19 protein-coding genes are annotated in these 24,921 nt (G+C 41.3%); 14 read left to right on the top strand and 5 right to left on the bottom strand.

All coding sequences use genetic code 11. The annotated features are described in order from the left end of the window. Positions 1-34: 34 nt before the first annotated feature. Both HFV01_RS14160 and HFV01_RS14155 read right to left on the bottom strand, forming a co-directional pair. Positions 35-817, bottom strand: a complete 783-nt coding sequence (locus tag HFV01_RS14160; RefSeq protein WP_006625841.1) for a PP2C family serine/threonine-protein phosphatase — start codon at positions 815-817, stop codon at positions 35-37. A 32-nt stretch (positions 818-849) separates the two neighbouring features. Then, positions 850-1,512: a vWA domain-containing protein gene (locus HFV01_RS14155; RefSeq protein WP_048895409.1), complete on the bottom strand. Its 663-nt coding sequence runs from the start codon at positions 1,510-1,512 to the stop codon at positions 850-852. A 442-nt stretch (positions 1,513-1,954) separates the two neighbouring features. Between HFV01_RS14155 and rnc the strand changes: the two genes are divergently transcribed. Beyond that, positions 1,955-3,142: a ribonuclease III gene (gene rnc, locus HFV01_RS14150; RefSeq protein ID WP_046319810.1), complete on the top strand. Its 1,188-nt coding sequence runs from the start codon at positions 1,955-1,957 to the stop codon at positions 3,140-3,142. A 59-nt stretch (positions 3,143-3,201) separates the two neighbouring features. Beyond that, positions 3,202-5,439: a tetratricopeptide repeat protein gene (locus HFV01_RS14145; protein WP_193521218.1), complete on the top strand. Its 2,238-nt coding sequence runs from the start codon at positions 3,202-3,204 to the stop codon at positions 5,437-5,439. Positions 5,440-5,635: 196 nt separating this feature from the next. On the opposite strand, the gene HFV01_RS14140 is transcribed toward HFV01_RS14145, so the two are convergent. Continuing rightward, positions 5,636-5,950, bottom strand: a complete 315-nt coding sequence (locus HFV01_RS14140; RefSeq protein WP_111892259.1) for a hypothetical protein — start codon at positions 5,948-5,950, stop codon at positions 5,636-5,638. A gap of 391 nt (positions 5,951-6,341) precedes the next feature. On the opposite strand from HFV01_RS14140, the gene HFV01_RS14135 reads away from it, so the two are divergent. The 3 genes from HFV01_RS14135 (at position 6,342) to HFV01_RS14125 (ending at position 11,867) form a co-directional block, all read left to right on the top strand. Then, a complete protein-coding gene (locus HFV01_RS14135) occupies positions 6,342-9,464 on the top strand; it encodes a PAS domain S-box protein (protein WP_008050642.1) in 3,123 nt (1,040 codons plus the stop codon). A gap of 96 nt (positions 9,465-9,560) precedes the next feature. Next, positions 9,561-10,667: a hybrid sensor histidine kinase/response regulator gene (locus HFV01_RS14130; protein ID WP_006625835.1), complete on the top strand. Its 1,107-nt coding sequence runs from the start codon at positions 9,561-9,563 to the stop codon at positions 10,665-10,667. A 90-nt stretch (positions 10,668-10,757) separates the two neighbouring features. Next, positions 10,758-11,867, top strand: coding sequence for a hybrid sensor histidine kinase/response regulator (locus HFV01_RS14125; RefSeq protein WP_006625834.1), 1,110 nt, complete (start codon positions 10,758-10,760; stop codon positions 11,865-11,867). Between the two features lie 99 nt (positions 11,868-11,966). On the opposite strand, the gene groL is transcribed toward HFV01_RS14125, so the two are convergent. Together groL and fabG are read right to left on the bottom strand one after the other, a co-directional pair. Next, complete coding sequence (gene groL, locus HFV01_RS14120; protein ID WP_006625833.1) at positions 11,967-13,643, bottom strand: chaperonin GroEL; 1,677 nt, start codon at positions 13,641-13,643, stop codon at positions 11,967-11,969. Between the two features lie 125 nt (positions 13,644-13,768). Beyond that, positions 13,769-14,536 carry a 3-oxoacyl-[acyl-carrier-protein] reductase gene (gene fabG / locus HFV01_RS14115; protein WP_006669692.1) on the bottom strand — a complete coding sequence of 256 codons (768 nt, stop codon included), beginning with the start codon at positions 14,534-14,536 and terminating at the stop codon, positions 13,769-13,771. A gap of 102 nt (positions 14,537-14,638) precedes the next feature. Here fabG and trxA point away from each other — a divergent pair, with 102 nt between their 5' ends. From trxA to HFV01_RS14075, 9 genes are all read left to right on the top strand, one after another. Continuing rightward, positions 14,639-14,965, top strand: coding sequence for a thioredoxin (gene trxA, locus HFV01_RS14110; protein ID WP_046319802.1), 327 nt, complete (start codon positions 14,639-14,641; stop codon positions 14,963-14,965). 120 nt (positions 14,966-15,085) lie between these two features. Next, complete coding sequence (locus HFV01_RS14105) at positions 15,086-16,369, top strand: GtrA family protein (RefSeq protein WP_006625829.1); 1,284 nt, start codon at positions 15,086-15,088, stop codon at positions 16,367-16,369. Positions 16,370-16,573: 204 nt separating this feature from the next. Beyond that, positions 16,574-17,749: a glycosyltransferase gene (locus tag HFV01_RS14100; protein WP_006625828.1), complete on the top strand. Its 1,176-nt coding sequence runs from the start codon at positions 16,574-16,576 to the stop codon at positions 17,747-17,749. A gap of 202 nt (positions 17,750-17,951) precedes the next feature. Further along, positions 17,952-18,086, top strand: coding sequence for a hypothetical protein (locus tag HFV01_RS30735; RefSeq protein WP_006625827.1), 135 nt, complete (start codon positions 17,952-17,954; stop codon positions 18,084-18,086). Continuing rightward, complete coding sequence (locus tag HFV01_RS14095; protein ID WP_228116535.1) at positions 18,059-19,066, top strand: sulfotransferase family protein; 1,008 nt, start codon at positions 18,059-18,061, stop codon at positions 19,064-19,066. The genes HFV01_RS30735 and HFV01_RS14095 overlap by 28 nt, the downstream gene beginning before the upstream one ends. Then, complete coding sequence (locus tag HFV01_RS14090) at positions 19,063-20,397, top strand: glycosyltransferase (protein WP_006625825.1); 1,335 nt, start codon at positions 19,063-19,065, stop codon at positions 20,395-20,397. Before HFV01_RS14095 ends, HFV01_RS14090 begins: the two co-directional genes overlap by 4 nt. A gap of 60 nt (positions 20,398-20,457) precedes the next feature. Continuing rightward, on the top strand, positions 20,458-21,648 hold the full coding sequence (locus tag HFV01_RS14085; RefSeq protein ID WP_187757991.1) for a glycosyltransferase family 4 protein: 1,191 nt from the start codon (positions 20,458-20,460) through the stop codon (positions 21,646-21,648). Between the two features lie 22 nt (positions 21,649-21,670). Continuing rightward, on the top strand, positions 21,671-23,692 hold the full coding sequence (locus HFV01_RS14080; RefSeq protein WP_006669696.1) for an ABC transporter ATP-binding protein: 2,022 nt from the start codon (positions 21,671-21,673) through the stop codon (positions 23,690-23,692). Between the two features lie 14 nt (positions 23,693-23,706). Next, a complete protein-coding gene (locus HFV01_RS14075; RefSeq protein WP_006625822.1) occupies positions 23,707-24,909 on the top strand; it encodes a glycosyltransferase in 1,203 nt (400 codons plus the stop codon). Positions 24,910-24,921 lie beyond the last annotated feature (12 nt).

Here is a 24,921-nt window from a genome sequence, read left to right as displayed (position 1 = left end):
TAGAGAGTTACGGCTGTACATATTGTAATGGCGTTTATTGGGATGATGTTGGCTTTTTGGCAGCTAAAATCAGGGTTAAATCATCATCGGTGCGCTGATTTACCCTAGGCGATCGCAAAAATGAAATTAACTGTTGTTCGGCTTCTGTGCGATCGCAGATAGTTTCCACAAATTGAAATAGAGGAGAAAAAAACGGAGCGTGCGGTTTTCCTTCAGGCATTTTTAGTCCCAACATTTGTAAACCATCGGAAAAGATTGCCAAATACTTAGGCATTCCAGACCATACCTGAATTTGAGCAGATTCTAACGCATTCGGGGAAACCAGAAAGGTGGTTTCGTTTAAATATTCTCCACTGGCGGGAATAGTTAAAGCCATCAAAGTTCCCTGTTGATCTTCAACTACCACCGCGCCATCACCTATCTGAACTACAGCAATGGTGGAAGCGGTAATCACCCCTAAAATTAATGTGGTTGCTAGTTCCCGCGCCAATATATCCCTGTGGTCGGCTTCCGCTTCGATCGCCTGTTTGGTTTGGCTAACAACAGCTAACAATTGACTGTTCCAGTCCACGGCGGCGGTGTCATCGACGGAGGATAGATACTCTTCGATTAATTGGGTGGCGGTTTTAACTGCTAGTTGGGCTCCCACATCAGCCAGGGAAGCTGAACCCGCACCATCGGCTACAGCGACAATAAATTGATGGGGGTCAATCTCCCGATAGATATGAGCATCTTGACAGGGAATGGCTTGCTTTTCGTGACTGGTTCCCGCCACGGAAGCTGAGATAATTTGCCAGTAGGCAGAATTTGGGTTCATGGTAAAAGGTCTGCGATCGCATGAGTTTTTGGCTAGACAGTTCCCCATCCTGGCGGTGGTAGGGCTACCTGTTCGTCAACTTTGGAGTGAGAAACTGTTTGCATACTGGCGGATAGCCAAATGAACATTTCCCGAAAATCTAACCCTTTCAGTTTCAGGGGGGTTCGTTGAGCAATCTCTCCTAAGCGCTCCATATTCGCCCCTTCTACGCCTACCGCAAAGAATGCGACCTGTTTGTTGGCTTCCTCGTCTCGAATGCGTTTAATGGCCTGTTCTGTAATGCGATCGCTTTCTCCCTGGGGTTCGCCGTCGGTAATCATGAACACCCAAGGACGATAGTAGGTAATCCCATTATTGCGATACTCGGCTTTGCGACTGGCAATCATGTCTAAAGCCTCCCCTATGGCTGTTCCCATATAGGTTTGACCCTGGGCGTTTAACAGGGGGGGTTCAAAGCGATCGGCTGTGACAAAATCCTGGATGATTTTTACCTGGTTATCAAAGGTGATCAGCGCGATCTCAACCCGTTTTTTCGCGAGTTCGTCTTTGATTAGGTTCTCCCTAAAAGTCATTAATCCTGCATTGAGACCATCTAGGGGTTCTCCCTGCATAGATGCTGATGTGTCTAGCAATAACACACAGGGACACCGGGGTTCCGGGTTTTCGGCAAATTCAACCGCTTCCTCAAGTCTCATATTTTGATTTTTGACTCTGACCATCCACATCACCTAGGATATCAGTCAATTATCAACAATTAAGAATCCACAAAGTGGCGTTTTTGTCAATAGGCATAAAAAAGGCGATCGCTTTTGGCCAGAAAACTCGTGCATCGCCAGTTTAATATTTTCGTGAGAAAATAATGTTAATCGCGATATAATCGGGGTTGTAGGCTCTATTTTTGCATAAGGACAGAGTAATCCCTTGGGTGAGATTTATTTGATGGTATCATAACCCCCAGAATCTCGTCAACTTTTTGCGAGCAATTTTCAATAAATTTGTAATAATTCTTAACATTCTTTTGAAAATCAAATAACTTGGAGATTGATAGATTATCAGAAGTTATGAATAGCCAGCTATATCAATAACCTGTTTAGGAAGATTAGCTATAATAGTCGCTAATTAATTATTAGATAGCAAATGATGATTAGCAATAAAGAAAGAATTGGGGACGCTTTAGAGTTATTAGCTGAGGGCTTATATCCTCCGTTTAAACAGGAAATGACAAACAAATATTCAGACCAATGGCAGGAGGAAGCTCAAAAATATATCACCAAATACAAAAACATGAAAAAGCGAGAATTGGAGGAGAGGCTATCTCAAGATATCGGAGCATTACTGCAAGTTATATCGAATAAATGGGATAGTATTTTTAAAAACAATGAAAATGTGGATAATCAACATAGGGGGATAATATTTGAGTTAATTCAACTTAGGAATAACTGGGCTCATGGGAATGAATTTTCTCACCGATATACGGAACGTGCTATAGATAACATGGTGCTGCTGTTGACGGCTTTTCAGGCTGAAAACTCCATAATTAATCAATTAAAACAACATCAGGAGATTATGTTAAGTAAAATTATCGAAGACCAAAATATGGATCCTGACCGAGAAAAAAAACTGCGGCGAGAATTATCGAAATTGCTGAAAAAAATACCTTTTCAAAATGTGGATTTACTCAATCACGCTTTAACTCACAGTTCCTATCTATATGAACACCCGAAGGAAGTTAAGCGGGATAATGAATTGTTGGAGTTTTTGGGGGATTCGGTGTTAAATTTTATATCGGGGGAGTATCTTTATAATAAGTATAAAAGTGTCAGGAATGAAGGTGATTTAACTAAGTTGCGATCGGCTTTGGTGGAAAATAAGCAGTTGGCTAAGTTTGCGGAAAAATTAGCCCTACAACAATATATCAGATTAGGGAAAGGGGCGGCGCTAAATCCTTCCTTATTAAGCAATACGTTTGAGGCGATGATTGGGGCTTATTTTTTGGATTCTGGGATGAAGAAAGTACAGGATTTTTTACAACCTTTGTTCGATTCGGTGATAGCTGAAATTACTTCCCAGTCTCAAGGTAATTCGGGGAAAGTGGCGGCGGACTCGAAAAATAGATTACAGGAATGGGTGCAAAAAAATATAGGTCCAATTACACCAGAATATGAAACAATTAAGGAGGAAGGAGCCGACCACAAAAAACAGTTCACTGTCCAGGTTATGGTTCAGGGTAAGGTTTATGGAGAGGGTAAAGGTTCCAGTAAAAAAGAGGCTAGTAAAAAGGCGGCTGAAAAGGCTCTGGCTAAAATCCATAAACTGGGTTTATAATAGTGGTATTTGCACAGATGGACAAGGTTAAATTTTGATTAAATGGGAGTGACTGTAAAATGTCAAATTATGAAAATGTGCAACCGGAAGTTATCCGACTCAATGAAAAAGCGGTTTCCTATTTAAATGAAAGAAATTGGGGGGAGTCGATTAACTGTTGTGAACAAGCGTTAAAAATCGACCCTAATTTTGCGTTGTCTTATAAAACTTTGGGGACGATAAGACAGTTACAAGGGGATTTTCTGGCGGCGGAGTCTTGTTATCATAGTGCTTTGAAAATCGCGCCTAATATGGCGGAAGTTTATGCTAATTTAGGAAGTCTTTACGCCCAAAATAAACGCTGGAATGAGGCGATAAATGCCTATGAAAAGGCTCTGGAAATTCGCCCTAATATGGCGGGGTTCTATCGTAATTTGGCTAAGGTGTTTACCCAATGTGGTCAGCCAGAAAGGGCGACAGAATATTGGTGTAAAGCTATTTTGTTAAGTGCTGACCCGGTGAGTTTTCAAGATTATCTGAATTTTGGGAATCAGTTACAACAGCAACAGCAATTAGAAAAGGCGATCGCTATTTATCAAAAAGCAATTGTCAATTATCCTAATCAATCGGATGTATTTTATCATCATTTAGGGGGAATTTTTAAACAACAGGAAAGGTGGGAAGAGGCGGTGAAATGCTATCAAAAGGCTATCGAAATTAACCCGAACCAGTTTTACTATTATTATGGACTAGCCCAAGTTTTGAAAACTCAGGAAAAATGGTCGGAATTAATTCCGGTCTGTGGTCAGGCGATCGCTTTAAAACCTGATGTAGATTGGCTGTATATGAGTTTAGGAGATAGCTTACTAGAAACGGGAGAAATTGAAGAAGCGATCGCTAATTATCGCCAAGCCATTACACTCAATCCTCAACTTTCTTGGTTACATCAAAAATTAGGTCACGCACTGAAATTAGCAGGTCATATTGATGAGGCGATCGCGGCTTATCAAAAAGCGATCGAACTGAAACCAGAGTTAATATGGCTTTATGAGATTCTCGCACAACTGTTAACCGAAAAGCAACGTTGGCAAGAATTACAAGACCTATGTATAGAGGGATTAAAACGGAAGCCAGACTTGCTCAAAGCCTATCATCATTTTGCCCAAATATTAGCCCATAGAGGTTTAATTGAGGATGCCAATAATGCCCTAAACTTCAAAAAATTATCATCAAAATTTATCCGAGAAATATTGCCTAATTTATCAGAAAAAACCACAACCAGCCCAACCCATCCTAGTGTTCAATATATCCTCATATACCCAGCTAAGACTATTGAGATTAAACCCGCTAATATTTTAATTACCAACCTTCCCGAAACATTTACAACCTGTCAGATATCAACCGGAGATTTCGGCGTGGCTATTGTGGAAAATGGGCGCGTGTGGGGAGATATGGCGACCAGTGCAGTTTTCACAGATGATGGCAAATTAGTCACTGATTTAGCTAGTGGTGGGGCGGAGTTTGTCGCCGTATCCGAACACCTACCGCCACCCGAAGAAATTGATGGTGTGGTTGCTTTTTTATCCGTGCGTTTTGGGGCGGGATATTTTCACTGGATGTTAGATATTATCGCCCGTTTTCATTTATTAGAAGCTGCGGGAATTGACCTGAACTCAATTGATAAATTTGTGGTAAATGCTTGGGAGACACCTTACCAGAAACAGGCTTTAGAGACCCTAAAAATTCCACCCAAAAAAATCATCAGCAATAAAGATATCAATCATCTGAAAGCCGCGCAAATAATTATCCCAACTCCTAACCTTTCATCCCACCGAGGCTTACAAATTAGCCAGTGGAATTGTGATTTTCTCAAACACACTTTTTGTCCGAGTCTGGGGGATACTAAACAGCGAATTTATATAGATCGCACCTTAGCACAATCTCGCCAGGTCTTGAATAATTCCCAGGTGATAGAATGCCTAACACAGTTTAATATTAAACCAGTACAATTAGAATCAATGACTCTTGAACAACAAGCGGAACTTTTCGCTACTTCCGAAGTGATTATTAGTCCCCACGGTGCGGGACTAACTAATTTAGCTTTCTGTCAAACTGGTACTACAGTTATTGAAATCTTATCCCCAGATTATTGTCCGTCAATTTATCGATTATTGAGTGGTATTTGTGAACTGGAATATTATCCTATATTAGGAGATAATTTGCCGGAAAATGAACCGAAACTTATCGGCAAAAATATTAATATTGTCATCAATATCGACAGGCTTATGCAGACAATTCAAGCCGCTGGTTTAGCTTAATCTTAAAAATAGGGCGGCATATACAGCAACGGACATCCCGCCCATTTCACCAGTTACTCAATTGATAGCCTTTATATAATCCATATTTGAGGATTTCCAAGGGTTATACTTTGGTACTATACCCGCAGTAATAAATCTCCGGTTTATTGACTCCCCATGGATAGTTAAATTGTGGTTAAAAGATTACTGAGACTGGTTATTCCTGGGAACAGACATAATCAATCATATCAGAGGTAGCGTGACTGTTTGGGGAATATACTTCATCGTAACCGCTGACATACCAGGTGCGTGAGTCACAGTAAGCTATTGCATAGATGGTTTCTTCACCAATGCTATAAATAAATCTCAGCCCTTCCCGGTTCCGTGAAATACTATCAGCATCTACATATACATCTTCCCCGGTGGCAGCCTCACCCATAAAAATCCAATTTTCCGCCCAAGCTGGGACAATTCCCCAAGAAAATGCGGTCACAGCTATACCTGCCATTAAAGACCAAGATTTGGTTTTCATGAAACCTATTGCTCAAGTTTGTTTGTAGTTTGAGCATAACTTAACTTTGCTAAAAAGTCTCTAGGAAAAATCAAGATTTACCAACAAATTAAGGGAGGCTCAAAATCTATCAAAATCAGAAAAATTGCTCATCCCCCTTCGATGAAAGGTTGTTGATTCTACTATCATAAATTTGATTAAGCTATCAATTATCCCAATGGTTAATTAATCATAAAAATCAGTCACAAGATACTCTATATAACTTAACTAACAGGTTCAACTGTTGATTGTCAATGGCTTTGACTTGATCGGAACCGCTGAAACTGTGATAAGTTGTTATGTTATTAATCCTAATATCTGATCAAGGAGAGTAGGGGAATCAATGTCTACACCCACGATTAACCCTTGGCTTATGTCCAGTCCAACTTTAAACGACATCATCCATAGAGACCCCCTAACGGTTGTTCCTAATACCTCCCTCATGGAGGTCATGGCTTTAATGAGTCAGGAGCCCTCAGACCAGTGGGGAACAGAAAACTTCCCCCCTAACAGTTGTGTACTGGTGGTGGAAGATGGGAAATTGGTGGGTATGTGGACGGAAAGGGACGTGGTGCAGCTAATTGGTGCGGGGGAAAATCCGGGGGACTTGGTTGTGTCTGAAGTGATGAGACAACCCCCTGTGGTCTGGCGAGAAGCAGATGAGCTGGACATTTATGCAATTATTCAAAAATTAAAAACCCATAAAATTCACTATATCCCAGTTCTAGATGAGAAAGATTATTTAACTGGAATAATTCCTGAGTATCGGGTGATAGAAAAACTTGTTGATTCCCATCCTAACCATGATATTCTCAGTAGAATTAGCCCCACTAAGCTGCAACAGCAACTGGCACAATTTAAGGCTAAATTACAAAATACCAATGCCCAACTACAGGGGGAAATCAGTCAACGGGGTATCATCCGCATGATTGAACAAAAATTGCGAACTGGTGAACCGAATCTTCTGACATTTTTTGATGCTTTGACTGATATTATCCTGATTATTAATACTCGCACCAATTCGATTCAGACTCCCCGCAAGTCCCGGCAAAATAATCATGAATACCTAGGTACAAAATACGAGGGTAATACATCTCCAATAATTAACCAAACTCGGCAGCTATTTTCTCCTGATTACCCGGACAATATTTTTAGAGAAAAAGTTAATCAATGTTTGCAAACGGGGAGAATTATAAATTTTGAATATCATCTGAATGTGGAAGGTGATTGCTTGTGGTTTTCGGCAAATATCTCCCCCATTTCCTCGGAATCTGTAGCTTGGGTTGCTCGTGATATTACTGAAAATAAGCGAGCTGAATCAGCTTTAAAAAGTCTGACGGCGGAATTGGAACAACGGGTACAAGAACGTACCCTTGAACTGCAAAAAACTAATCAAATGCTTACCAGGTACTTGGAGGAACAACAACAGTCAAAAAAAGAGTTATTAAAAGCTCATAATAAAATGCGATCGCACGTGGAAAATTCTCCTCTAGCTGTGATTGAATGGGACCCAGAATTTAAGGTACAATATTGGGGAAAGCAAGCGGAAAAAATCTTTGGGTGGAAGGCTGAAGAAATCATAGGTATTCATTGGGGAGAATGGCCAATTGTTTTTGAAGAAGACCTACAATTAGTAGAAACAGTTATCGGTGATTTACTCGGAGACAAAACCAATAAAAATATTTGTAAGAATCGTAACTATACCAAAGACGGGAGAGTAATCTACTGTGAATGGTATAACTTAGTATTACGGGATGAGTCCCATCAGGTTATATCGATTTTGTCATTAGTTCAAGATGTGACGGAACGGGAGTTATTAGAAATTGAACGTTGTCAGGTTGAGGAGGCTTTGCGGGAAAGTGAGGCTCGCTATGCGACTCTTACAGATATTTCTCCGGTGGGGATATTTCGGACTGATGCTGAAGGTAAATTTGTCTATATCAATGAGCGTGGATGTGATTTGGTTGGCTGTTCAGTCATGGAAATGTTTGGGCATGGTTGGACTAAAAGGCTTCATCCTGATGACCGAGAGCGGGTAATTAATGAATGGAATAAATGCGTTAATAATCATCAAATGTTTCAGTTAGAATATCGTTTTTGTCATGGTGAAGGCCAGGTAGTTTGGGTTTTTTCCCAAGCTGTTCCTGAGCTAAATGATGATGATGAAATAGTTGGTTTTGTGGGAACTCTCACTGATATTAGTGAACTAAAATCCGCTGAAAAATCTCTGCAAGAATTGAACCAAGACTTAGAAATGCTGGTGGAACAGCGAACATCTCAACTACAAGAAACTAACGAAAAGTTGCGAGTTGAAATTGCGGAGCGACAAAAAATTGAGGCGGAAATTGCGACTAAGGCTTATCAGCAGGCTATGGTAGCTGAAGTTGGACAAAAAGCTCTCTTGGGTATTGACTCGGAAATATTAATTCAGGATATTGTCGGGATGGTGGGTCGATGTTTACAGGTGGATTATTGTAAGTTATTAGAAATACGGGTGTCTGAACCCGATCGCCTGACGGTGGCGATCGCTAACCATCAACACACCCATAATCATCGCTTAAAAACTGACAAATATCACCAGGTTTACTCATTTATTTTACCTGAATCATCATCAACTACACCCTCTCCTAGCCACCACCTTAACCTAGGAATAGAACCGTCGTCAAATATTTATCAGTTTCCCCATATTAATGGGATCAGTATTCCCATTGAAAGCCAAAATTCCTATTATGGCATTTTGGGGGTTTATACGACCGAAACTAGAGAATTTGTGCAGGAGGATGTACACTTTCTGCAAAGTGTAGCTAATGTTTTAGCAACGGCGATCGAACGCCAACACGCTGAAGAACAATTAATGAACTCCCTTAAAGAAAAAGAAATTTTGCTGAAAGAAATTCACCACCGAGTGAAAAATAACTTGCTGGTAGTTTCCAATTTATTAGAGTTTCAATCGGATTACACGGACAACCCAGAAGTAATCAAACTTTTGTCAGATAGCCAACAACGCATTCAATCTATGGCTCTGATTCACGAAAAACTATATAAGTCAACAGGTCTGGATAGGATTAACTTTGGCGACTATCTCAATGATTTAGTTGAGCAACTATTTGACTCTTACGGGACAGAAGCTCACACAGTTGACTTAGAATTAGATATAGAATCCGTTGAACTTAACCTGGAAACAGCTAACCCTTGTAGTTTAATTGTCAATGAGCTGATATCTAATGCTTTTAAACACGCCTTTGTCGATGAACGTCCTGGTAAACTTGGGTTAGAACTTCATCAAGATGATCTTGGTATTATTACTTTGATTATCCGGGATAATGGGGTCGGTATTCCAGAAGGACTAGATATTCGCAATGTGGAATCCCTAGGAATGGAGTTGATCTGGACCCTGACTGAGCAGATAGAAGGAAACTTAGAACTATTGGACGTAACCGAGGGAACAGCATTTAAACTGATTTTCTCGGAATTGTCCTATAGACAAAGATATTGAAATTATTAAGTTGTTATATGAGAACATCAATAATGGTGATCAATTTTGTATAATTACGATAATTTTCAGCATACCAAACCAACTAGGTGCAATACCATGAACACTGTCCAAATTCTGATTGTCGAGGATGAGTTATTAATTGCTAAAGGATTGGCCAGAAAACTCAAGTCTTTGGGATATACTGTAGTGGGGATTGTTTCTTCGGGACTAGCGGCGATCGCCAAAGTGGCGGAAACTAACCCTGATTTAGTATTAATGGATATTGTTATTAAAGGGGATATGGATGGTATTGAAACCGCCGCTAAAATTCATGAACAATATGGAACTCCGGTAATTTACCTGACGGCTTATGCTGATGATAGTACCCTAGAAAGAGCTGAATCTACTGGGTCTTATGGTTATCTTTTAAAGCCTTTTAAGGAGCGAGAAGTTCATGCAGCTATTCGCATGGCATTAAAGAGATATGAGCAGGAAGTACAAGTCAAGGAATCTCTGAATTTATTTCAGGAGTTAGAAGCTGAAAAAACACGACTGTTATCCATAGCATCCCATGATTTAAAAAACCCTCTAACTTCTATTCAAATGTCTACGGATTTGTTAGCTAAATATGACTCGAAACTAGATGAGCAGAAAAAACTTAAACATTTTCAGCGAATCCAGTCATCAATTAATAGTATGAATCAATTACTAGAAGATGTCTTAACATTAAGTAAGTCTAGTTCGGGAAAATTGACTTTTGCTCCTAAGTTAGTTAATGTGGTCAAGTTGATCCAACTCTTAATAGACCAGTTAATGGTGCAAGTGAATGACCAACACAAACTCGAATTAAGAACCTCGGGAGATTTAGATGATCCGATCATGTTAGATGACAAATTGCTGGGTCATATTCTAGCTAATTTATTATCCAATGCTATCAAATATTCTCCCGATGGTGGGGTGATTAATTTTGATGTTATTCGCCAAGAAAATCAGATAATTTTTCGGATTAAGGATGCGGGTATAGGTTTACCACCAGAGTATAAACAAAAGCTATTTCAAGCCTTTGAACGTGGTTCTAATGTCGGAAACATCAAAGGTACAGGATTAGGATTATCTATTGTTAAGCAAGCTGTAGATTTGCATGGAGGAGAGATTACTGTTGACAGTGAATTAGGACAGGGAACCACATTTACAGTGATTTTGCCAATCACAGAGGTTTCCTAAATATCTAAATATGGCATAATTGAACCTATTAACTGATTTAACCGATCTAGGTATAGGTACAAAATTAGAATAAACGAAAGCAGAATTAATATGGCTAAAGTTTTAGTAATTGAGGATGAAGAGACAATTCGGGAGAATTTGGTAGAATTACTGGAGATAGAAGATTTTGATGTGATCTCGGCTGAGAATGGCAAGTTGGGTGTAGAACAGGCTCACAAACATTTACCGGATTTAATTCTCTGTGATGTGATGATGCCTGAGTTAGATGGTTATGGAGTATTAAAGGAGTTAAGATCCCATATGGAAACGGCGACAATTCCGTTTATATTTTTAACGGCTAAAGCCGATCGCGATGATTTACGGGAGGGGATGAATTTAGGAGCGGATGATTACCTAACTAAACCCTGTTCTATGGAAGAATTGTTAACAGCGATCGCCATCAGATTAGAAAAACAGTCTTTAATCAAACAGCAATCGGAAATACAGATCCGGGAATTACGGGAAAATATCACCCATTCCCTCCCTCATGAATTACGAACTCCCCTAAATGGCATCATCAGTAATACGGAGTTACTACTCTCAAATTTAGACTTATTTGAACCGGATGAAATCAAGGAAATTTTGCAAGATATTCGGATTTCCGGTCGCCGCCTCTATCGTTTAATCATCAATTTTTTGCTATATGCAGATTTAGAAATTATCGGTTTAAATGTAGAAAAAGTGCGATCGCTCCGATCCATTCAGGTCAAAGACAGCCAATCAGTTATTATCAAAGCCGCCACCCAACAAGCCCAAGAACACCAAAGGGAGACAGACCTAGAATTTGACCTAGAAAATGCCACGGTACAGATGGCAGCTAACCAGCTTGAAAAAGTGGTAGTAGAATTGATTGATAATGCCTGTAAATTTTCGGAACCCGGTACACCAATTCAGGTAATTAGTCAAGTAGGTGAGGAATTTTTATTACTAAAAATAAGCGATCGCGGTCGAGGTATGACCCCGGAACAAATCAGTAAAATTGGCGCTCACGTACAATTTGAGCGAAAACTGTACGAACAGCAAGGCTCAGGACTAGGACTAAGTATTATTAAATGTATTGTAGAACTGCATGGCGGCCAGTGGAGAATTGAAAGCGAATCTAACCAACAAACCACCATTTCCCTAAACTTACCCCTAGGCTTGGATGTACTCCCAGGCTGAAACCAAATAGTTGACAAGGAGGAGAGGGAGTCCTCCAATAGCCGCAAGACTCCCTATTCGATGAACTGAGGATATAGGTTATAGGTTGATGGGCAGGAATTACATCATTCCCATGCCACCCATGCCACCCATGCCACCCATACCACCCATACCACCCATACCACCCATGCCGTCCATATCTGGCATTGCTGGTTTAGGCTCAGGCTTCTCAACCACGAGAACCTCAGTGGTAATCACCATTCCCGCAATTGAGCCAGCATTTTGCAGGGAAGAGCGAACCACCTTGGCTGGGTCTAAAATTCCTGCCACAATCAAGTCTTCAAAGTTACCCGTTAAAGCATTGTAACCAATATTAGAGTCACTGTTACGGACTTGTTCAACAATTACAGAACCCTCAACCCCTGAATTATTAGCAATTTGACGCAGAGGTGCTTCCAAAGCTCGTGCCACAATTTTAGCTCCCAGCTTTTCCTCTTCTATGCTGAAAGTTGCAGCCAGTTGCTCTACCTTTTTGACCAAGTGAATTAAGGTTGTACCGCCACCGGGAACAATTCCCTCATCCACAGCAGCTTTAGTGGCATTCAGAGCATCTTCAATACGAAGTTTACGGGATTTCAGTTCAGTTTCGGTAGCCGCACCAACTTTAATGACCGCCACACCGCCAGCTAACTTAGCAATACGTTCTTGCAGTTTTTCCTGATCATATTCGGAATCAGTTTCTGCCAGTTGCTTACGCAATTGTTCGACCCGCTGTTGGATCTCACCTTGATGACCGGAACCAGAAACAATGGTGGTGGAGTCCTTGTTAATTGTGACTTTAGTGGCTGTTCCTAGCATCTCTACGGTGGCTGTTTCCAAGTTTAAGCCAATTTCTTCGGAAATCAACTGACCCCCGGTAAGAATGGCAATATCTTGGAGCATGGCTTTCCGACGTTCGCCGAAACCAGGGGCTTTAATAGCGGCTACATTCAACACACCCCGGGCTTTGTTGACAACTAAGGTGGCTAGGGCTTCCCCGTCGATGTCTTCGGCTATAATGAGCAGGGGTTGACCAGAACGGGCGACTTTTTCCAGGACGGAAACAATATCCTGAATGGCACTGATTTTTTTATCGGTGATCAGGACACGAGCATTGTCTAACTCTACTGTCATCCGTTCGCTATCGGTGATGAAGTAGGGGGAAATATAACCGCGATCGATTTGCATCCCTTCCACAACTTCTAATTCGGTGGTTAGGGACTTGGACTCCTCAACGGTGATTACTCCGTCTTTGGTCACTTTGTCCATGGCTAGGGCGATCATCTCTCCCACTTCCTTATCATTCCCGGCGGAAACTGTGGCTACCTGTTCGATCGCACTTCCTTCGACGGGTTTAGCTAAGGATTCAATTTCTTTGACCAGATACTGAACGGTTTTATCAATTCCCCGCCGCAAAGCCACGGGGTTCGCACCCGCCGCCACATTCTTCAAGCCTTCCTGTATCATGGCTTGAGCCAAAACTGCTGCTGTGGTAGTACCATCTCCAGCCACATCATTGGTTTTCGCTGCTACTTCTTGAATTAACCGCGCGCCTGTATTTTCTAGGGGATCTCCTAATTCGATCGCTTTGGCTACGGTAATTCCATCACTGACAATATCCGGTACGCCAAATTTTTTCTCTATCAGTACATTGCGACCTCTTGGACCGAGGGTAACACGAACTGCGTCTGCTAGGGCGTTGACTCCCCGCTCGATCGCTCGCCGTGATTCTTCGTCAAAGGCTACGATTTTCGCCATATTACACCTAATTTAGCTCTCCAAATAGTCAATTTAGCACTCATGGTGTACGAGTGCTAATTCGTGGAAACCGTACCAAATTGGGGTGGGGACAGTCCCAAGTTATTAGTCCTGTGGTTAGAGGTCTAAGCCATGACCATGCCACCATCAACATTGATAACCTGACCCGTGATATAGGCGGCGGCGGGGTCAGCAGCCAAAAATCTGACTAACCCGGCGACTTCTTTGGGTTCACCGTAACGACCTAGGGGAATAAATTTCAGGATCTCTTCGGTGTTTTTTAAGTCTTTGGTCATGTCTGTGGCTATAAAACCCGGGGCGACGGCATTAACTAACACTCCCCGAGTCGCAAATTCTTTGGCTAGGGTTTTGGTTAAACCTATGACTCCGGCTTTGGCGGCGCTGTAGTTGGCTTGACCGGGGTTCCCCATTTGACCCGCCACGGAAGCAATATTGATGATCCTACCCGATCGCGCTTTCAGCATGATTTTAGCTACCGCGCGACAGCATAGAAACACTCCGGTTAGGTTAAGGTTGATTACGGCTTCCCAGTCGGAGGGTTTCATCCTCAACAATAGGGTGTCGCGGGTGATACCAGCGTTGTTGACTAGGATATTGATGCCACCACACTGGTCTACAATATCTTTGATTAGCTGATCTACTTCCTCGGCTTGGGATACGTCCGCTTTCATGGCGCGCGCCTCTCCTCCGGCTTCGGTAATTTCCGCTACTACTTTCTCGGCGGCTGTGCTAGAACTGGCATAGTTGACAACTACTTTAGCCCCTTGTTGGGCCAGTTCTAATGCGATCGCTGAACCAATACCCCTAGATGCACCAGTTACTAAGGCCACCTGCTGTTTTAACTGCTGCATTGATTCTGGTAACATTTCCATCGGGATTTTTCCTTTCCAGTTAACTTCCAACTCAATTATGATAAGGGGAATGGGGTTTGAGGTACAGCGATATATAATGGGAAATTGAGCAATAGCTAATTCATGGGGATTATGGCAGTTAAAAAGCAGTTTCAGAATTTTCAGGAACTTCTTGAGAGTTCCGAAGTCCCTGTTTTGGTGGACTTTTACGCCACTTGGTGCGGTCCCTGTCAAATGATGGCTCCGATTTTGCAGGAAGTTAACCAAGAGATGAAAGAACAAATCCAAATCGTCAAAATTGACACCGATAAATATCCTAAAATTGCCTCGGATTATCAAATAGAAGCTCTCCCAACTTTGATATTTTTTAAAAATGGTCAACCGGTAGACCGTTTTGAAGGGGTTAAACGCGCACCAGAACTGATTAAATGGCTTTATGGGTTGCTGTAACCTACGGAGTGGCGATCGCTTGTGGGGGTGTTCCTTTTATAGGCGATCGACTATGAAACTTGAAATGCGTCAATAAATACCTTATGGTAATTAGGCTTATATTTGGTGTGGGAGTCCTGGATGTATCCCTTTTCTAGTTCCGGTTCCGGTTCCGGTTGTGGTGACATGAAGCCACACAATGGTAAAGTTGTCAATACTTGCACCCCAGAGATTTATGGTCTTTTACCTGTTCCCGAAGGTCCGTTAAGGATTTCTGGAGAAGTTCCACAACCAACGGATTTGGATCGTCCGTCAATTCTGCTGTCCGTAGCTATTCCCACTTTTCGGGAAAGCCAAAATATACCCATCTTGATTGATCGCCTCACCGGGTTATTAGATCAAGTCATTCCTAGACAGTATGAGTTGATTGTAATTGACGATGATAGCCCCGATCGGACTTGGGAAGTCGCCACCAACATAGCTACTTATTATCCCCAGTTGCGGGTTATGCGCCGCCGAGGAGAAAGGGGTCTATCAACCGCCGTAATTAGAGGCTGGCAGGTGGCGTTGGGTGAGATTTTAGCTGTCATTGATGCTGACCTACAACACCCCCTAGACACCATACTACAATTGTGGTCGCAAATCCAGTGTGGGGCTGATTTAGCTGTCGCTAGTCGTCATGTTTCTGGGGGTGGGGTCAGTGATTGGAGTTTGGCGCGACGGATTTTGTCTCGTGGCGCACAAATGCTGGGGTTGATGATTTTACCCGGGGTAGTGGGTCGGGTTTCTGATCCTATGAGTGGTTATTTTATGCTGCGGCGCGATACCCTGGCTAATATCGACCTCAACCCCGTGGGATACAAGATTTTGATTGAGGTATTGGGTCGGGGGAGAATTGCTAACATTCAGGAAGTCGGCTATGTGTTCCAAGAACGTCAGGAGGGGTATAGTAAAGTTACCAGTAGGCAGTATTTTGAGTATTTACAGCATTTGCTAAGATTGCGGATCGATAATTGGCCAGTGGGTCGGTTTGTCAGATTTGCAGTGGTCGGGTTTAGTGGCTTATTTGTCGATATGGCTATCTTTTATCTGTTATTAGATGGCTGGGGTTTACCCCTGACCCTAAGTGCAGTGCTATCGGCGGAAATGGCGATTATCAATAACTTTATCTGGAATGATCAATGGACTTTTCGGGATTTGTCTCGCCAACAGTCTGGCGGTCATCGAAGACTTAAAAGATTGTTAAAATTTAATCTGATTTGCCTGATGGGGTTAGGATTGAATGTAATCATACTCAACCTGTTGGTTTCGGTGTTGGGCTTAAATGCCTATATGGCTAAATTGGGTGCGATCGCGATCGTGACATTTTGGAATTTCTGGGTTAACCTCAAATTGAGTTGGCGAGTTACAGAGGTCAAACCATAAATTTGCCAATTCGAGTTAGGAGTCAAGCCCCATATTTATGGAAACAATAGATCAATTTTCATACCCAAGACTTATGTTATTTAGACCCAGACCACCTTTAACATGATTTGAAAAAATCCCCAGCAAAAATCATACCTAAATCCGTTAATTAATTAGTAAATTTTATCAAAGTCGCAAATGCTCTGAAGGAGGTAATTAATAAGAATGAAAGTTTCCATAATTGTTAGCGATTTATCCTCCCAAGGTGCAGGCCGGTGGGGTGGTGCTGTGCGACCATTTTTGTTGGCTAAAGCCCTCAAAAAAATAGGCTGTGAGGTGGAAATCGTTGGTTTCTCTCGCCGAGATAAAGAAGGGTTAAGCTCTAGTCCAGATGTGCCAATCATTGCCATCCCCACTCATCCGTCCTATCCCAGGTTTTTGGCTTCAGTACCCAAATTTTTTAGTCACATTACTGGAGATATTATTTATGTTTATAAGTCCAAACTACCTACATTAGGTATAGCTTTACTGCACAAAATCAAAAGTGGCTGTCCAGTAATTGTAGATATAGATGATTGGGAGTTAAGTTGGAGTGGTGGTGATGAGTATCAATATAAACCCTCTGTATTTCAATTATTAAAGGATATATTGGAACCCGGTGGAGCATTGCACAACACCGATCATTCAATATATCTAAGATGGGCAGAAAAGTTAGTGGCTAAGGCTGATGCTGTCACTATCCACACCCAGTTTCTACACGATCGCTTTGGTGGGATTTACCTACCTAATGGTAAAGATACCGCACTGTTTGACCCGTCTCTGTACAATCCAGAAAATAGTCGTGAGAAATATGGTCTCAGTAATTATCGCATCCTAATGTTTCCCGGCGCTCCCACCTATTCTAAAGGGGTACAAGATGTTTTAACAGCATTGGACATCTTAAATCAGTCAGATATCAGATTAGTAATTGTTGGTGGTAGTCCTTATGACGACTATGATCAGCAATTGACAGAAAAATGGGGGCGATGGATTATCAAACTTCCCAAGTCTCCACCTGCTGTTATGCCGGAAATTGTAGCTGCTGCCCATATTATTGTGGTTCCTCAAAGAGATACTCCCAGGTCTCGAGCTCAGTTTCCTTTAAAACTTACAGACGGAATGGCAATGGCTAAACCTGTGTTAGCTGCTCGTGTTGGCGATATTCCTGAAATTTTAGGGGATACAGGTTACTTAGTTGATCCTAGTTCACCTGAACAAATTGCGGATACGTTACAATTAATCTTTTCCGATTTAGAAGCAGCTAATAACAGAGCATTAAAAGCCAGGGAAAGATGTAAAGAGTTTTACAGCATTGAAGCTATGGCTAATGTTTTATCTGGTGTGATAGAAAAAGTCCTATAGATTGAGAGCGCATGATTCCGAGGAATGGTTCATATAATGTTAAGAATTACTTGGCGATGATTGAGGCAGCAATAATTGTCTCAGAAATGATCAATGGACTTTTCGGGATTGGTCTTGCCCACAGTCCGATCTTCGTCAAACAGTTAAAATATTATTAAAATTTGGTTAAATTGCTCTGGTTAAGTTAGCATGGAAGGTGATAATGTTCAACTGGTTAGTTTCTCTGTTGGGCTTAAATGCCTATAGGGGTAAATTGGGTGCGATCGCGATCGTGACATTTGGGAATTTCTGGGTTAACCTCAAATTGAGTTGGCGAGTTACAGAAGTGAAGATGTAAAAATTGAAGTGAGGATAACAGCAGCTCCAATGACAATGCCAAATTTTCTTATTATCGGTGCTGCGAAGTCAGGAACCAGTTCTTTAGAATATTATCTCAAGCAGCATCCACAGATTTACATGAGTTATGCTGAAGAAATGCACTTTTTTGCATTTGAGAACCAGAAATTGAACTTTCAAGGAATTGGCGACATTTCTTTGATGCGACGGGCTGTTACCAGCCTAGATGATTACCAAGCTCAATTTCAAGATGTTTCTGAGGAAATAGCAATTGGTGAAAAATCAGCTTGGTATCTTTACCATCCGAAAGTACCGGAAAGAATCAAGCATTACATTCCAAACGTTAAACTCATCACTGTACTTCGCAACCCAGTAGATAGGGCTTATTCGAGTTTTTTGCATCTCATTCGGGATTACAGTGAGCCGATTCATGATTTGGAAGTGGCTCTGGAAGCGGAACCACAGCGCATTGACAACAATTGGGAATATTTGTGGCATTATCAACAGGCTGGATTTGATTACCAGCAGCTTCAACGATATTTCGATATATTTGCTCCTGAACAAATTGGAATTTTTATTTATGAAGACTACCGGAAAAATCCAGAAAAGTTTCTTGTAACTATTTTTGATTTTTTGTGTGTAGACAAAACATTCAAGCCGGACTTGTCAAAGAAAATAAATGTGGGAAAACTAAAGGCAAAAGTTCCTAAAAACCAGACCTTCCATAATTTTGGGAGTGAACCCAATATCATTAAATCTATGGTTAAAAATTTTTTACCTATCAGCTTGAGGGAAAGGATTCGGGAGGGACTCAAACAGACAAATTTAGGTCAGCCTCCACTCCAGCCCCAAGTCAGAAAAAAAACTCTTAGATATCTATCGGTCAGATATTATGAATTTAGAAAGGTTGATTTCCAAAGACTTGTCTCGATGGTTAGAACCATAAATAGACCCATAAACTGTTTGATTGATTCAATATGAAAGTCATCCACAGTCTAAGTTGGTATTTTCCCCAGAGTTCCGGTGGTACAGAGGTCTATGTTGATGGTTTGGTGCAAGAGTTGCGATCCCTAGGAATAGAAAGTGTTGTTGGTGCTTCCCTAAATGGAACAAAGGAGCAGAGCTACCAACATAATAACATTTCCGTTTATCGTTATCCTTTATTTCCAAATCCGACTCAGGCACAACTTTACGAACTCGAACCTCCAACCGGTTTCAACTATTTTTCATCGTGGTTAGCCGACCATAAATCAGATATATACCACCAGCACTCTTGGCGATTCGGCTGTGGAGTACACCACCTTAATTGTGCTAAGGAAAACGGTTTAAAAACTTTAGTGACCATTCATATGCCAGAACCCTTATGTCTTAGGGGTACTATGATGCTACATGGCCAACATCCCTGTGATGGAAAAATTCAAGACGTGCGCTGTAGTCAATGCTTGGGATTGCCGGCAAAAGTGCCGAATTGGGCAATACAAGGATTAAGTCGAGTGCCCTCGTCTTTAGCCACGAATTTTCAAACTCAATTAAAAACTTCGAGTTCGGTTCGATTGCAGCAGTTAGGAAGGACAATAGGTACACCTCCAAAAGTTATAAATCATCAAAAAAAACTGCACAGAATGTTCGAGCTTTCAGACCTGGTTATTGCGCCTTGCCAGTGGATTTATGACGGCTTAATTGCGAACGGTTTTGCCAGAGAAAAAATTGTTTTGTGTCGCCAAGGAGTCTCGAATTTTAATAGAAATTTTGAAAAAAAGCAGAGCCAAGAAAAAAAATTAAAAATCGGCTTTTTAGGACGTTGGCAGGATACTAAAGGAGCGCAAATGTTGGCAGAAGCAGTACATCGCCTGCCACCAAATTGTCCGGTAGAACTGATTATTCATGGTATGGGTGGAAGTAAACAAGATCTGGCGAATCGAGAAAAAGTGATGGCTTTGGCATCTACCGACTCCCGAATTAAAATAGCCGATCAACTTGCGAGGGAAGACGTTCCAAAGGCTTTGGCACAATTGGATCTCTTGGCCGTACCTTCCCAGTGGTTGGAAACGGGGCCTCTTGTCGTTCTCGAAGCTTTGGCTGTGGGGACTCCAGTTATCGGTTCCAAACAAGGTGGAATTGCTGAATTAGTCCGTCACGGCATCGATGGTTGGCTGGTTCCCGTCACTGTAGAAGCTTGGCAAGAAGCCATTGCCTATCTCGCTGTGAGGCGAGATGTAGTCCACCAATTAAGTCAGTCTATAAAGCCAGTCCGGACGATGAAAGAAGTTAGTAAAGAAATGGTTGTACTTTATCAAAAAGTGTTGAATTAAAATTAGAGAACCCAATTGTATAATTGATTCACTCAAAATTCATGAAAGTCAAAAAAAAGTATGAAAGTCCAACCCCATGATTTCAAAAAATTGAAAATTTCGATCATCAGCCCAGAAATGTCGGGGGCTGGAGTGGTGAGGTCTTTTTTGCTCGCCCAAGCTTTAAAAATGCTAAATTATCAAGTAGAAATTCTGGGTTTTTTGGTAGAAGGTAAAAATATTTATGTGACTCCAGCTTTTGATGTTTCTATTTTCTCCGTAGCCGTAGATGATAATTATCAAAATTTCATATCCGCATCCCCAAAAATTCTTGAAAAAGTTGATGGAGATATCATTTATGCGGTTAAACCCAGAAGCAGCAGCTTCGGTATTTCTCTAATTAAAAAAGTCATGAGTCGTCGCCCCTTAGTGTTAGATATAGATGACTGGGAACTCAGTTGGCAGGGAGGGGATGACTGGAAGTATAGCCCAAATCCGAAGCAATTAGCCAAAGATATCTTGAAGAAAGATGGGGTTCTCAGGAATCCAGACTATCGTTTCTATTTAAAGTTGATGGAGAAATTAGTGTCCTATAGTGATGCCGTGACTGTCAATACTAAGTTTATTCAAAATCGCTTTGGTGGTGTATATTTGCCCAATGGCAAAGATACGACTTTATTCGATCCGAGCAAATATAATCCCGAGATGAGTAGAAGTCGTTATCACCTCAGCGAATATAAAATACTAATGTTTCCCGGCGCTCCCAGACCCTATAAAGGGGTAGAAGATGTATTGATGGCTCTCGATCTGATTGACCAGTCGGATTTCAAGTTGGTAATTGTTGGGGGTAGCCCCTATGATAATTATGATGATATACTCATGGAAACGTGGGGACGCTGGATTATCAAATTGCCAAACTTTCCAGCCGAAAGGATGCCGGAGATCGTTGCCGCCGCCCATGTTATTGTGGTTCCCCAGCGCGATCACCCGGCGACTAGGGCGCAGTTTCCCCTGAAGCTGACCGATGGAATGTCTATGGCTAAACCTGTCTTGGCGAGCCGAGTTGGTGACATTCCCGAAATTTTAGGAGATACTGGGTATTTGGTCGAACCGAACTCTCCTGAACAAATTGCTGACACACTCCAACTGATATTTCAAGATTTACACGTTGCTAATGATAGAGGATTACAGGCTAGAAAAAGATGTGTAGAATTGTACAGTATTGAGGCGATGGCAAATGTTCTGTCTAATGTGATTGATCAAGTCATGTAAATTTTAAAAAGGGGAATAATTTATGTCATCGGAAAAATTACTGTTAAATTTTGCTAGAAAATACCCGGTCAGAATTGTAGTTATCGTCATTCTGGGATTTTCAGGAGCCATATTTAATGGGGTCAGTACGACCTTGATTGTCCCGATTATTCTCAATATATTAGGGGTGCAAGCTAACCTAAAAGATGCCCCAGCATTGATTCAAAATATCATGTCTCCATTTGACTCAGTGCCAGAAATATACCGTCTACCCTTAATGACAGGAGCTATTTTACTAGCGATTATTTTAAAAAATTTAACTAACTATGTCAAAAGTTTGGCTTCCAGTGCGTTAACTCGTGCTTTAACCGCTGACATGAGAGAGTCAGGCTTACGGTTATTACTGAATGTAGATTTGGACTATTACTCTCAAATGAAGGTGGGGGATATCGTCAACAGATTAGGGGGTGAAATCAGTAGAGCATCAAGTACCATTAGCACATACATTGGGATGCTCATAACATCGATTACAATTTTAGTATTTGTGGCGATGCTGTTGGCAATTTCCTGGCAACTGACATTGGTAGCTACAGTTTTGCTTTTATTCGTTACAGCCATTAATCAGGTAATAGTTAATCGTTCTAAAAGATTTGGTAAAAAATTGTCAGAACTATCAAGAGGATATTCAATTAAACTATTAGAAATACTTAATGGTATTAGATTGGTAAAATCTACCGGTAATGAAGAACAGGAATATGAACAAGTTAGCCAGTTAATTCGCGATCGCGAAAAAGCGGATTTTGAGGAGCAGGTAAACTCAGCAGCTATTGGACCCATCAATGAAGTCGTTAATATTTTAGTGATTCTTTTGTTAGTGATGATCGGCAGGATATTTTTGCAAGAACAAGTATCATCATTGGCAACCGTTCTGCTCACCTATTTATTTGTACTATTTAGAACTCTTCCCCTAATTTCCGGGTTAAATAGCTCCCGAAGTCAAGCAGCCAATAAATCGGCATCCGTAGAAATTGTGCATGACTTTTTAAGACAGGATAACAAAAGTTTTATGAAGAATGGTGAGCAAGAATTTAAGCGTTTAGAGAAGGAAATTCATTTTAATCAAATCTCTTTTGCTTATCCAGGGCATAAAGATATGGTCTTAAAAAATATCGATTTGCACTTGCCACGGGGAACTACCTTGGCCTTGGTTGGGGGCTCTGGTTCAGGAAAATCAACCTTAGCATCCCTACTCCCTCGGTTTTATGATCCGAGTCAGGGTGCGGTGATGATAGATGGAAAAGATTTGCGCGATTTTGAGATAAAAAGCATCCGAAAGGCTATGGGAATTGTGAGCCAGGATACATTTTTATTTAATGCCTCAGTTCGCTACAATTTAGCTTATGCCAAGCCAGAGGCCACAGAAGAACAAATCATTGATGCAGCTAAACGAGCCAATGCTTATGAATTTATTGAAAATTTGCCCCAGGGCTGGGATACCCAGATTGGCGATCGCGGTGTGTTATTATCGGGAGGTCAAAGACAACGACTAGCCATTGCTAGAGCTTTGCTACAAAATCCCGATATACTTATCCTAGATGAAGCCACCAGTGCATTGGATACAGTCTCAGAAAGGCTGGTTCAAGAAGCGATTGAAGAACTCAGCAGAGAACGGACAACTTTAGTGATTGCTCACCGTCTTTCCACTATTCAAAAAGCTGATCAAATTGCCGTTTTAGATGAAGGAAAAGTAGCTGAAGTCGGCAGCCATGATGAACTACTAGCTCAAGGGGGAAAATATGCCCGCCTCTACACTTTGCAGTTTGCCGACGAAGCCGAACGCGATCAAGCAATTATCAAGAGTTCCTACGATGTTCGGACTCGTCTCAATCCCATGATTGGTTTCTTGCAATTACTGTCAGAGGATATGATCGATGAACCCGAAGAACGCGAAGAACTCTTAAATGAGTCTTATCATTCGGCTACCCACATTCTGGAAAGTTTAGAGTTTATCGAACAAAGTGTTAAACTTCGGCTAAGTAAAAGGCAAGAATCATCCTCAAATTAAGGAATAAATTTTCAATGGCTAAACATTACCTATTTTTTACTCAAAAGACTCTCCCTCAACCCAACGTAGCGAGTTTAGTTCAAGTGGTTCATTCGGCGAATGCCGCGGCAAATTTGGGCTACCAAACTGTTTTGGCTTATATGAGTCCCCAAAAGTCCACTTTTAACCCAATTGGGTTGATGCGACCCTTTAATCCCCAAAAGCCAGAGCCACAACTGATTGAACAATATAATATACAAGAATACCTCAAAGTCTCTCCCTTACCCATGCCGTGGCCTGTGAATGCCAAGTGGGGTGGTAAATGGACAAACTCTAGCACTGTTGTATCAAAATACTACTTGCCTGTTCATATCAAACCTGATACTAAAATTGTTCATACTCGAGATTGGAATTTCGCTAAAGCTGCTATTAAACATAGATTACCAGTCATCTACGAACAACACCATTATGATCAGAAAAAATTTCCGCCAGAAATTGTTAGATCTCCCTGGTTTCAAATAGCGGTTACAGTAGCAGATACTGTTAAAGATAATTTGATTGCTAACGGTATGCCTCCCGAAAAAACTATCAAACTTCATAACGGTTTTAATCACCTATTTATATGTAGACATGATCAAGAAGCCGAAGAATGGCGAAAAAAACTTATCCCAAATGAACGCAACCATCTAGTTGTTTACTCGGGGGGACTTTATCCTTTTAAAGGTGTGGATCTGCTCATTGATGTGGCTAAAAAATTACCCAAAATTCAATTCGCATTTGCTGGAGGTAATCAATCTCAGGTACTAGAGTACCAAACAAAAGCCAAAGATAATCAAGTTGATAATGCTGTATTTCTGGGTTTTCTCCCTCAAGATCAACTCGCCAGTTTACTGCAAGCAGCTGATGTTTTAGCTCACCCTCATCTCATGACTGAGGCAGCAACTTTTACATCTCCTTTAAAGTTTTTTGATTATCTAGCATCAGGAACCCCCATTGCCGCCAGCGAAATTCCCCCGTTAAGGGAATTTAAGTCATCAAATATTGCGGTGGGATGGTGTGAACCAGACCATCCCACCGTTTTCGCTGAGTGTATTGAAAAAGTTTTGTCAACCTATCCTAGAAAGACGGGAGGATATCCAGAAACTATTGAGTTTGCTACTCAGTTTTCTTGTGAAAATCGAATCACGAAAATTCTCAGTTATGTCGATGAATCAATGCGACCAGAGTTAGTTAATTAATCATAGGTAAAA

The organism is Limnospira fusiformis SAG 85.79, assembly GCF_012516315.1.
GTDB lineage: Bacteria > Cyanobacteriota > Cyanobacteriia > Cyanobacteriales > Microcoleaceae > Limnospira > Limnospira fusiformis.
The sequence above is the reverse complement of the archived record's forward strand: the minus strand, read 5'-3'. Positions and strand labels throughout refer to the sequence as shown.